Source organism: Methanotorris formicicus Mc-S-70 (assembly GCF_000243455.1).
Taxonomy (GTDB): domain Archaea; phylum AGJL01; class Methanococci; order Methanococcales; family Methanococcaceae; genus Methanotorris; species Methanotorris formicicus.
Genome location: NZ_AGJL01000055.1, coordinates 1 through 10,824, shown reverse-complemented (window position 1 = coordinate 10,824; position 10,824 = coordinate 1). Strand labels below are relative to the sequence as shown.

Sequence of the window (10,824 nt, the reverse complement as noted above, 5' to 3'; positions counted from 1 at the left end):
AACTCGTTAATGACGAATTCTAAGATTTCCTCAATATATTTTGGGAGGAAATTGTTATGAACTTCGATAATATCGCAATAAACCACCAAACTAAATGCCTTCGTATGTAAAACCGCAGTTATGTATTTGTATGAGCCAGAACTCCCCCTTTCTTTTCTGTAATTGTGAATTATATCGGAGGATTTTAAGTTTCTTCCATAGTATGCTTCAAAGTGCGTATCCATCGACAGGTAAAATTTGCCTTTTATCTTTTTAAAATCGTCGATTATTGACTTAACGAAATATTTATATGCCTCTTTTATCATAGATATATCTGCGTTCTTTATGTATCGATAGTAAGAATCCACTGAAGGATACCCTAACGTGCTAATCGTTTCTAAGTATGTGTTGCTTTCTATAGCTTTGATGAATCCTTTAGAATAACCTTCAACCCGATAAATCCTCGGCGTAATTTGTAAAGCCTTACCAACAAAACTGTTAAATTCGTTAAAGGATTTTATTATTGTGTGTTTTATCCCCTTCATGATTTCACCTCCATATTTTTTTGATATTAACTATTCGATATTACCAAATATTAAGTTTTCTATTAGTTAGTATGATGTTCGGAGATACTGTTTTATAATTAAAACCTCATTTTAACCTTTTCAACGACAATCTTTGTCATTATCTTTAGGTCATCAGATGGCTCTTTTATACCTTCTTTGATTCTATATTCTAAACCATTTATTAAATTATCAATTGCTTTAATTATCTCTTCAGAACAATATTTTTTAGCATAATATTTTAAGTCATAAAGGTACTTTAAAGCATTTGGTAAATCGTTATTATTCAAGTGGAATAAAACCAAATCAGCACAGTAAAACATACTTCTACTGAAATCATTTTTTGATTTTGAGTTATTTAATTCAGTAGTTAATTGCATGTTTAGATAATTTGCCAAATCTTTTTGTAATTCTCCTACTGATTGGTATCTCTTATTTTTATCTTTTTGGATGCATTTTAATATTATTCTTTCCAATTCTTCATCAATTAGTGGGTTTATTTGGGATGGTTTTGGTGGAGTTTTATTTTTAATACTCTCCATGATATCGAAGGCATCTCCTTTGAATGGGAGTTGTTTTGTAGTTAACTCATATAAAATAATACCAATTTGATAAATATCTGTTCTTTTATCAATTCCAGTTCTGGTTATTTGCTCTGGTGCTGAGTATTGGAGAGTTAAAGCGTTTATGGTTGTTGATTTTGATGTTTCTTCCCTTGCTAAATCCCAATCGGTGATTTTTGGAATTCCATTAGAAATTAAAATATTTGATGGTTTTAAATCTTTATGTATGATTCCTTTGTTATGGGCGTATTTTAAACCATTCAAAACCTCGAATATCAGCATTAACGCATCTCTAAGGTTTAGTTTGTTTTTGATTTTGTTTAAATCTGTTTCACAGTATTCCATTTCTATGTACGGGTAGGGATGGATGTTGTAATCGTAGAGTTTAACTATGTTTATGTGGTTGAGTTTTTTCCAATTTTCAATTTCTCTCAAAAATATCTTTCCAGTTAGTTCGGTTAATTCCTTAGGAACTTTTATTGCAACGATTTTGTTATTTTTTACTACTCTAAATATGTAGGCAAAGCCCCCTTCCCCTATCTTCACTGGATTTTGATATTTTGATAAGAGTTGTTTTAGTTTTTTGAGATTTTCGTCCTCTTCTATGTTGAATACCATATTTATTGGATTTATGTGAATGTTTATTGTTGATTCGTCCCCTAATAGAAGGTTTTTGATTTGAAGGAGTTCATTTTCTATTTGGATTTTTAATAGGTTTATTTGATTGTTAAATGTTTTAATTTTTTTGTTTATTGTTTCATCTTCAAGATTTTCTAATAACGCTAGTGCATCTTTTAATACCACTCTTGCTCTTGAATATTCTTTGTCTGATTTTAGAGATAGTGCTTTTTTAATTTTTAATTCAATTTCTTTTAATCTGGCTTTTATTTTAAGTTCACTGAGGGTTTTTTGATATTTAATGTAATCCTCCCCCAAATAATCTTTATATTTATTTAAAAATCTTTCAATATCGTCAATTTCTCTTAATACTTCCCTTATCATATTATCCCCCAATTTTATCAGAGATTGATTTAATTTTTATATTTAGTACATTTTGGACTATTGTTTTTATGTTTTTATTTATGGATGAAATCAACTCATCATCTTTACGTAATTTTGCTATTTTTTCTGCTTTTTTATAATGTTCTAATGATTTGTTCCATTTTTTAACGGCATCATCTACGTTGTTATTTTGGAGATCTTCTAATGCCTCTGATGAAAGTTCTTTTGCTTTTAATAAATAGTAATTGAGTAAATCCAACTCATCCTTATATGTGGTGTTATCTATATGTGATGATCCACTTTCTATGTTTTCACCATAATCATAATATCGAGTAATAAAAAAGAACAACATGGCGGTAATAACTCTCAGAAGGGTATTTGGCCCCCCAGCCCCTACTAAAAATGTAAATATCAATAATAACCCAAAACCAACTTTTCCATAGTACCTACTTGAAAATCCACATACTGAAGAGAATAATATTAACATTTCCCATTCGTTTGGTCTATTGCCATATCCAAACATATTTGCCAATATCGCCCAAACATAGTACATTACTAAATAACAAACCCACCACCATACAAATTTAACAAACCATCCATCATTTTCAAAAATTTTTCTGCCTTTAAGATAATTACCAATTTTCGTTAGTATTTTTATGCTTATTACGATGGATATGAGTTCAATAATATATTCAAACATCCCAACCCCACCAATACATCATGACCTTAATTCATATCAATAAATATAAAAATTTTCCTATTTATAAATTTTAAAATTTTATCTATTAAATAGTCCCATCATAACCGTCCCAATTTGTCATTTATTAGTTTGATTTCTGCTTTTAGGATATTGTGGACCAATGCCTTTATGTTTTTATTTATTGAGTTGATTATGTTTTCATCTTCCTTTAATATTGCAATTTCTCCTGCGTTTTCATATTGTTTAATCGCCTCTTTCCACATGTTTATTGCTTCTTTTAGTTTATTTTGGTTGAATAAATCCAATGCCTCTGATGAGTATTTTTTTGCCTTTGATAGCAATGCCTCTATCGGCGGATTTTTTAATATTTCTTCACATTTTTGGATTTTTGGCTTTATTTGGTTTTCAAACTCTGGATATTTGTTTAATAATTGCTTATATTTTTTTAAAGCGTCATTTATTTCATTATTTCTGAATAATTCATCTATCTCCTTCAATTCTTCTTTGAATTGTTTTTCAATTTGTGATTTTAATTTTTGATACTTATTTTTAAATAACCCTTTTAAATTGGGGTATTCTTTTGCCATTTCTTCGTATAGTTTTAATGCTTCTTTGTAGTTTCCTGAATTGTAATAATCATTTGCCTTTTGAATAAGTTTTAAATTGTTTCTTATAGAGATTATTTTATTTGCAAAGTCCATATCAAAGTAGGAATCCTCATCATAATCTCTCAATAAGTATAACGATTGGTTTAAATATTTTAAGCAATTGTCAATTTTGTTGTTTTTCAGATATTCCATTGCTTTTTTATATTTTAATTCTGCAATTGTTTTTATGATTGCCCATACAATTACCAATGTAATTATTACTGCAATTCCCACTGTAATCCCAGATGCTACCCCTCCAGCAATTGCCCATACAATTCCTAATGTAGAAGTTTCTATACTTAATAAAACTATTACACCTGAAATTGCCAGTATAATTACCACTGTGGTTATTACCACAATTTCCCACGCAATTCTCTCTGCAATTTTCTCCATAGTACCCAATACAATTTTAGCAAAGGTTTCTCCTTTAATTACCCAAAAAATTCCAAATATCGCTATTTCTACAGTTAATAATTTAGTTTCATTTACAATTATCAATGCAACTATTATTGCAATTATCAATGCAATTGCTGTTGTAGTTACTCCAGAAATTGCCCACAAAATTCCTAACGTAATTACTCCAATGATTATTACCATAAAAAATAAACACTCAATCGAAATTCCTGAAATTGTTACTATAATACCAAATGCAATCATCACCACAACTGTCAATATAACCGCATAAATCAATCTAAGAAATAGATACTCAAAAATACCCCTATTTTTTAGTTCAATACCTATCCAAAACAACCCACCATAAACCAAAACCATATAAACAATAAACCCCAACAACCCAAACTGTGCAAAGAAATCAACAATAGGATTTTGGTGTAAAAACTCAAACATTTCTGACCCCATTTGCTATTTTGATAAATTTACGCTAAAACAAATAAAAAATCATCCTCCAAATTCTTCTCCCCACTTCTCATACCTCTCAATATCTTTCTTAGTTAATGGACTTTTAATCTTCTTAAATGCCTCTTCAAAATCATCATTGGTCAGAGGTCTTGTCTTTAACTTTCTCTTTCTTAATTCCTTATAAGGTAATTTAGCCAATTCATATAAATCTTTATTTACATCCCTAATCATATTCCAAATCGCCTCTTGGCAGAGATTCTTTAAATCCCTACCAGAATATAGCCTTTCAACACACCTTTCAGCAATCTCATCCAAATCAACATTCAGCTCCAAACCTTTTGTATTAATTTTAATAATCTCCTTTGTTGCTTCTTTATCAGGCAGAGGAATATATATTCTCCTTGGAAATCTTGATAAAACCGCTTCATCTAAATCCCACGGTGTATTAGTGGCAGATAAGGTTAAAACCAACAAATCCTTACCCTTATCTTGAAATCCATCCAATTCAGTTAATAATGTTGATAACATCCTCCTTGATGCCTCACTAACGCCGTCACTTCTTTTGGTAGTTAAAGCATCAATTTCATCAATAAAAACAATACTTGGATTTAACTCTCTTGCAACTTCATATAAGGCAGTTATTATCTTTGATGACTCTCCAAAGTATTTGCTTGTCACTGATGATGCTTTAACATTAAAAAATGTCGCATCCAAACTACCAGCACATGCAGATGCTAATAAAGTTTTTCCAGTTCCTGGAGGACCGAATAATAAAACCCCCTTCCATGGTTGTATTGATTTTGGTTTTTGGAGGGCGGATATAACAATGGTTTCCATCATTAAACGCTTGACTTCCTCTAAACCACCAATATCATCCCACTTTACTGGTGATTTTTGGATTAGGTTATTTTTTACATAGTTTTTGAATTTATCAATTTCGTCTTCCTCTTCAGATTGTTTTGGTTGAGAAGACATTGATTTCTTTTCTGATTTTGTTGTTTTTGCTTTTGGTTCAAATACATCATCGATATTCTCTGCAACTAACTGCCATTTTTTTGCCTTTTCTAAATAACTTTTTGCATTGTAAGAATCATATTTTGCCAATTCTTTTAATAATTTAGAGCATTCCAATGCCTTCTTTTTTGCCAATGTTATATTACCATTTTCTTTTGCTTTTTCATATTCTAACTTTGCTTTTTTAAATTGCTTCATTAAAGCCCCAGATAAGTCAATTTCCATCATCTCACCTCAAAAAATCCCCTGAAGAAAAAGTGACTACACTCTGTCCGACAAGTGCAACAAACAAAAATAAACATTTTTTGTGAAACTCACTAATCTTCCAAAATACTGAGTTTTCATCTATATTTAAGGCATCTGGATTAAATTTAATTTGCAAATCAATAACATCCCTATCAAATTTTCCAAACTCCCCACTATTTATTGAATAGACAACATCATCATCAGCATTTATTTTTATTAAAAGAATATTGCCCTTATCATCTCTAAGAATTAATTTTTTATCATTTTCTAATAAAATCTCTACTTTATTTTCAAATATTGCTTCAAAAATACTTTCAACTTCTGGTTTTAGTTTTCTCATTTTATTTCACCAATTTTATCTTATGCGTAATTATTTCGGCATTGTATATTATTTCCTTTGGTATTGGGATGTGATTTTCAAGTCGATACTTTATGCTTTCTTTTAAATGCTTTAAATCCTCTTTTATACTGTTGTTATCAACATATTCAATTAAATCATCCAAATATTTATAAGCATTAACTCCATCATTATTTTTTAAACATATTAAAAGCAAATCACAACAATAACTGATTCCCTTAAACATTTCCTTATTTTCAACAAAGTTTTCATATTTTTCATTAATTAATGCTTTTAAGTCATTTTGAAAGTCCTCAACTGACTGATACCTTCTTTTTCTCCTTTTTGATAAGCATTTATTTATTATCTCATAAGGATGAACTACTTTTATATTTAAAATTTCATCTTTGTTATTGAATGGGACTCTTCCAGTAGTTAATTCATAAAACAAAACTCCCAACTGCCATATATCTGTGTAGAACCCTTCTTTCTTTTTTAAAATCATTTCTGGTGCTAAGTATTTTGAATAGGGCTTTTGCAAATCTCTACTTACTCTATTTACATATCTTGCACAATACCAATTTGAGATTTTTGCATCCCTTCCATCAAACATAACATTTGCAGATGTTAGATTTCTATGCAAAATATTTCTTGTATGGGCATGTTTTAATCCTTCAGAGACATCAAAAATAATTTTAAAAATCCTTTCCTCAGATTTTATTGAATTATATACTTCCTTTAGATTTTTTCCACAGTATTCAATCTCGTGGAATAAAGGATTTGTTGAATAGTTGTATAACCTTGCTATATTTTGATGATTTAACTTAGCCCAAATAAGCATTTTTTCTCTAAAAACATTTAAATCAATTTTTTTTTATGGGTAGTTTGATGATAACTTCTTTATTATCTTTTGCTCGCTTTGCTTTGTAGGTTTTGAATAAAGAACCACATACAATAAACTCTGCATCTTTGTATGGTAAATTTTTTGGAAAAGACAGTTCCCCAGTGGTGAGATTATTTTTGAATTTTTTGAGTAGATTTAGCATTCAAATCACCAAAAAAGTTTGGGAGTTATTCAAACAGCAATTTATCCTTATCCTTTTTATCCTCACTTACAATTTCCTTTGCATCTTCAACATCCAACTCCCCCTCTTTAACTGCATGGATAGTTTTTAAAATATCTTCAATATCCTCATCATACTCCTCTGAAGTCATTGATAGAGCATCGTCAGTAATACCCAAAGCAGTATTTAAAGTGTTGATAACATTCTCACTATCCAACCTTAAATTAATTAACTCCCTCTCCAATTCTTCTGGAGACATTTTGTTTAAAACGTTCCATAATGGTGTAGATTTTAATACTGCTTCATTCTCTTTAATAACTATTAAATTATCTACAAACCTAACTTGTTTATTTAATAAAGCATGAGAGTTTTGTAATTGCTTTTTTCTCTGGCTTAATGTCTTTATTTTTGTGGCAATTGTTAGTTCTTCACTCTTACTCTTTGCCTTCTTTGCCTTTTCAAACAGTGCTGTTATTTGGCTGTCAATATTTGATATTTCATCCTCTAATTTTCTAATCTGGATATCTAACATTATCTTTGATTCTTTTAACTTATCTAATGGCATATCTAAAGGGTTTTTATTCTTGTTCAATAGATTTTTTAATCTGTTGAGCATTGTCTCCCCTCCATTTTATTGATGCTTATAAATTATAATACTCACATTGTCTTCTGTCTTCTTTAAGGCAATATTTAATAGGTTTTCAACAATCTCCTTTGGATTGTCTTTATTTTTAATTACTTTCAATATTTCTTCTTTTTTAACATAATCGTGTAATCCATCAGAACTTAGCAATAAAATATCATTATCTTCCAAATCCCATTCATAAACATCTACTTTAAAATCCTCTATTCCCAATGCGTGGGTTATGATATTCTTCATTGGATGATGCATCGCCTCTTCTTCGGTTATATGCCCCTCATCAACCAACGCCTGAACTAATGAATGGTCTTTTGTTCTTTCTATAATCTCATTGTTTCTAATTAAATAAGCCCTACTATCCCCACAATTGGCAATTATGCATTTATTTTCCTTAATTATGGCAGTTGTTAGGGTTGTAGCCATTCCCTCTTTATCTCCAACTGCCTCTGCTTTTATTTGTTTGTGGGCAGTTTCATAAGCATCTTTTAGAAGTTGTTTTATCTCTTCAATGGAAAGATTTTTGTTATATTTTTCTTCAATAACTTTTTGTAAAATGTTAATTGCTTTATTTGATGCAACATCCCCTGCATTATGCCCCCCAACACCATCAGCAACTGCTAATAAATAAGCATCATCCAATTTTTTTCTTAAAATTGCATCCTCATTATTTGTCCTATTCCCTTTATGAGAAACTCCATAAGCTTTAATTTTTGATTTTTTGTTATTTTCTTTATCAATACCTATCTTTTTTAGGAATTTGTTAATTATACCCATAACCCATCCCTGTCTATTTTTTGTATAAAGAGAAAGATTTCATTTGAACTTATTCCCTATCAAATCCCAACTTTATCTTATGCACTATAACTTCTGCAGATGAAATTATCTCATTAGGAATAGGCAGTTTATTCTCAACTCTGTATTTTATCATCTCTTTTAGTTTGATTAAATCATTTTTTATCTCTCCTTTCGCATGGTTAATTAAGTCCCCACAGAATTTATAGGCATTAACTCCATCGTTGATTTTTAAATAAACTAAAAACAACTCTCCACAGTAGAAGGCACTTTTACTAAAATCATTAATTGATATTGATTTGTTAAGTTCTTCTTTAAACGATATTTGTAGGTAAGTTGCTAAATCCCTCTGTAACTCCAACATAGTTTGATACCTATCTTTAGGATTTTTATTTAAACATTTTAGGATTATATTTTCAGTCTCCTTTGGAATGTCTGGATTTAATTCTTTTGGATGAATTGGTTCTTCTGTTGTTATAGATGTCATTAAATCGATAAAGTCATCTCCTTCGAAAGGTAGTTTTCCAGTTGTTAATTGGTAAAAAATAACTCCCAACTGCCATATATCCGTATAACAATCAATCTTACCAAACTTTTTACTAAATTGTTCTGGTGATGCATAGTAAGGAGTTAATGCCCCTCTCGTTGTTGATGTGGATTGAGTTAAAACCTTTGATAAACCCCAATCGGATATTTTAGGAATGCCGTTTTTTAATAGGATGTTATGCGGCTTTAGGTCTTTATGGATTATATTTAACGAATGAGCATACTTTAATCCCTCTGCTATATTGAATATTAAATAAGATGCCTCCTTTACATCTAAAATCTTCTTTCTTTTAAGATATTCGTCTAAGGACTCATCGCATAACTCCATTTCGAAGTATGGGATTGGCAATATATTATAATCATAAACCTTAACTATGTTTGGATGATTTAGTTTAGTCCAATTTTCTAACTCTTTTATAAAGGATTTACCTGTTGCTGAATCTAAGGATATTGGTATTTTTATTGCTACTGGTAGATTGTCTTTAACTCTTACTGCTTTGAAAACTCTTGCAAAGCCTCCCTGCCCGATTAGTTCTATATTTTTATAATTAACTGCTAATTCTGGTGGTATGGATGTTGTGGATAGTGGTTTTGGAGTAAATTCTGCAGGTGTTAGTTCCTGATATGGAGTAGTTGCTTCGGTCTTAACATTTATTCGTATAGTTTGAGTTTTTCTAAGTTTCTCATCTGATAAGCCGATATAGGTTATCTCAACATCGAGAGGAATATTTCCTAATGCTGTGGGCTTTATATCAAGTTCTATTAACTTTTTACTTTTCGGTTTCAATGTTAATTCTGTTAGTCCTTTAACTTTAACATCTCCAAAGAAATTAATTATAATATCTTTTGCTATTACATTGCCGTCGTTCCTAACTTCTAAACTGACCTTACTCCAATGGTTAAATATGAGTTCTTTTTCTTTAAGGTCGATTGTTATATTCGGTTTAAATTCAAGGCGGGATATTCCTATTTCTTCTTCATATTCAATAAATTCCATTAGTTCAGAAGGTGATATACTTTTCATGCCTAGTTTGAAATATAATAAAAATTTAAGTATTTTGATTGATTTATCATACTCTCCATTTTCAAATAACTTAAGTGCTTTGTTATATTGTTCTTTATATTCTTTTGATAAATATACTTCTTCTCCCTCTACTTTCTCTATTAATTCATCCATCAACTGCTTTGCTTCTTTGTATCTATTCACAGCATTAACCATTGCGTTATACGATTCTTCGGCTTTTTCGATTGCTTCCTCGTATTTTCCTTCCTCGAACAACTTAAAAGCTATTGGCGGCTCTACTTTATATCCAATCGTCTCAGCCTCGTTAACTAACGCCTTTAAATTATCAATTTTGTTTTTTGCCTTTTCATACAATTCCTCAGCTCTTTTGATTTCATCAGCAAGATTTTCAGCTTCTATCTGAGCTTTTTCGTATTTTCTCATTTTGATTGTCCTTTTTACAGATTCAAGTTTCGAATTAAAATGAGAAATTAAGTTTGGACTTAATTTATGCGATTTTTCCTTTATGAGTGAAGAAAGTGTATCTATTGGATGAGTTGCTACATAGTATAACCGGGAACCAGCGCCAATCGTGACATATTTTCTATCGGAGCTTATCGCTACCGATGAAACGCTATCGCCAGTTTCATAGCTCCACAACAATTCACCACTCCTGTTGAAAAAATATGCTTTCCTATCCTTACTACCAGCCACTATATAATTCCCATCGGAGCTTATCGCTACCGATGAAACGCTATCGCCAGTTTCATAGCTCCACAACAACTTGCCGCTCTTATTGAAAAAATATGCTTTCCTATCCTTACTACCAGCCACTATATAATTCCCCATCGGAGCTTATCGCTACCGATG

At 30.4% G+C, this 10,824-nt stretch carries 11 protein-coding genes; all 11 read right to left on the bottom strand.

Annotated elements, in window-relative coordinates:
* A partial coding sequence (locus tag METFODRAFT_RS11585; RefSeq protein WP_007045140.1) for a hypothetical protein occupies positions 1-524 on the bottom strand: 524 nt, incomplete at its 3' end.
* A gap of 98 nt (positions 525-622) precedes the next feature.
* On the bottom strand, positions 623-2,107 hold the full coding sequence (locus METFODRAFT_RS08265; RefSeq protein ID WP_007045139.1) for a serine/threonine-protein kinase: 1,485 nt from the start codon (positions 2,105-2,107) through the stop codon (positions 623-625).
* Position 2,108: 1 nt separating this feature from the next.
* Complete coding sequence (locus METFODRAFT_RS08260) at positions 2,109-2,807, bottom strand: hypothetical protein (RefSeq protein WP_007045138.1); 699 nt, start codon at positions 2,805-2,807, stop codon at positions 2,109-2,111.
* Between the two features lie 98 nt (positions 2,808-2,905).
* Positions 2,906-4,300, bottom strand: a complete 1,395-nt coding sequence (locus METFODRAFT_RS08255; protein ID WP_048115783.1) for a tetratricopeptide repeat protein — start codon at positions 4,298-4,300, stop codon at positions 2,906-2,908.
* A 51-nt stretch (positions 4,301-4,351) separates the two neighbouring features.
* A complete protein-coding gene (locus tag METFODRAFT_RS08250) occupies positions 4,352-5,551 on the bottom strand; it encodes an ATP-binding protein (protein WP_007045136.1) in 1,200 nt (399 codons plus the stop codon).
* A 4-nt stretch (positions 5,552-5,555) separates the two neighbouring features.
* A complete protein-coding gene (locus tag METFODRAFT_RS08245; RefSeq protein WP_007045135.1) occupies positions 5,556-5,912 on the bottom strand; it encodes a hypothetical protein in 357 nt (118 codons plus the stop codon).
* A gap of 1 nt (position 5,913) precedes the next feature.
* Positions 5,914-6,777: a protein kinase domain-containing protein gene (locus METFODRAFT_RS08240; RefSeq protein WP_342626866.1), complete on the bottom strand. Its 864-nt coding sequence runs from the start codon at positions 6,775-6,777 to the stop codon at positions 5,914-5,916.
* Entirely contained in the window at positions 6,773-6,955 is a 183-nt protein-coding gene (locus tag METFODRAFT_RS08235) for a hypothetical protein (RefSeq protein ID WP_007045133.1), read from the bottom strand. The genes METFODRAFT_RS08240 and METFODRAFT_RS08235 overlap by 5 nt, the downstream gene beginning before the upstream one ends.
* 25 nt (positions 6,956-6,980) lie before the next feature.
* Complete coding sequence (locus tag METFODRAFT_RS08230; RefSeq protein ID WP_007045132.1) at positions 6,981-7,589, bottom strand: hypothetical protein; 609 nt, start codon at positions 7,587-7,589, stop codon at positions 6,981-6,983.
* 15 nt (positions 7,590-7,604) lie between these two features.
* A complete protein-coding gene (locus METFODRAFT_RS08225; RefSeq protein ID WP_007045131.1) occupies positions 7,605-8,387 on the bottom strand; it encodes a PP2C family protein-serine/threonine phosphatase in 783 nt (260 codons plus the stop codon).
* Positions 8,388-8,436: 49 nt separating this feature from the next.
* The gene (locus tag METFODRAFT_RS09745) at positions 8,437-10,788 is read right to left on the bottom strand and encodes a serine/threonine-protein kinase (protein ID WP_159089913.1); all 2,352 of its coding nucleotides are present in this window, start codon (positions 10,786-10,788) and stop codon (positions 8,437-8,439) included.
* Between the last annotated feature and the right edge of the window lie 36 nt (positions 10,789-10,824).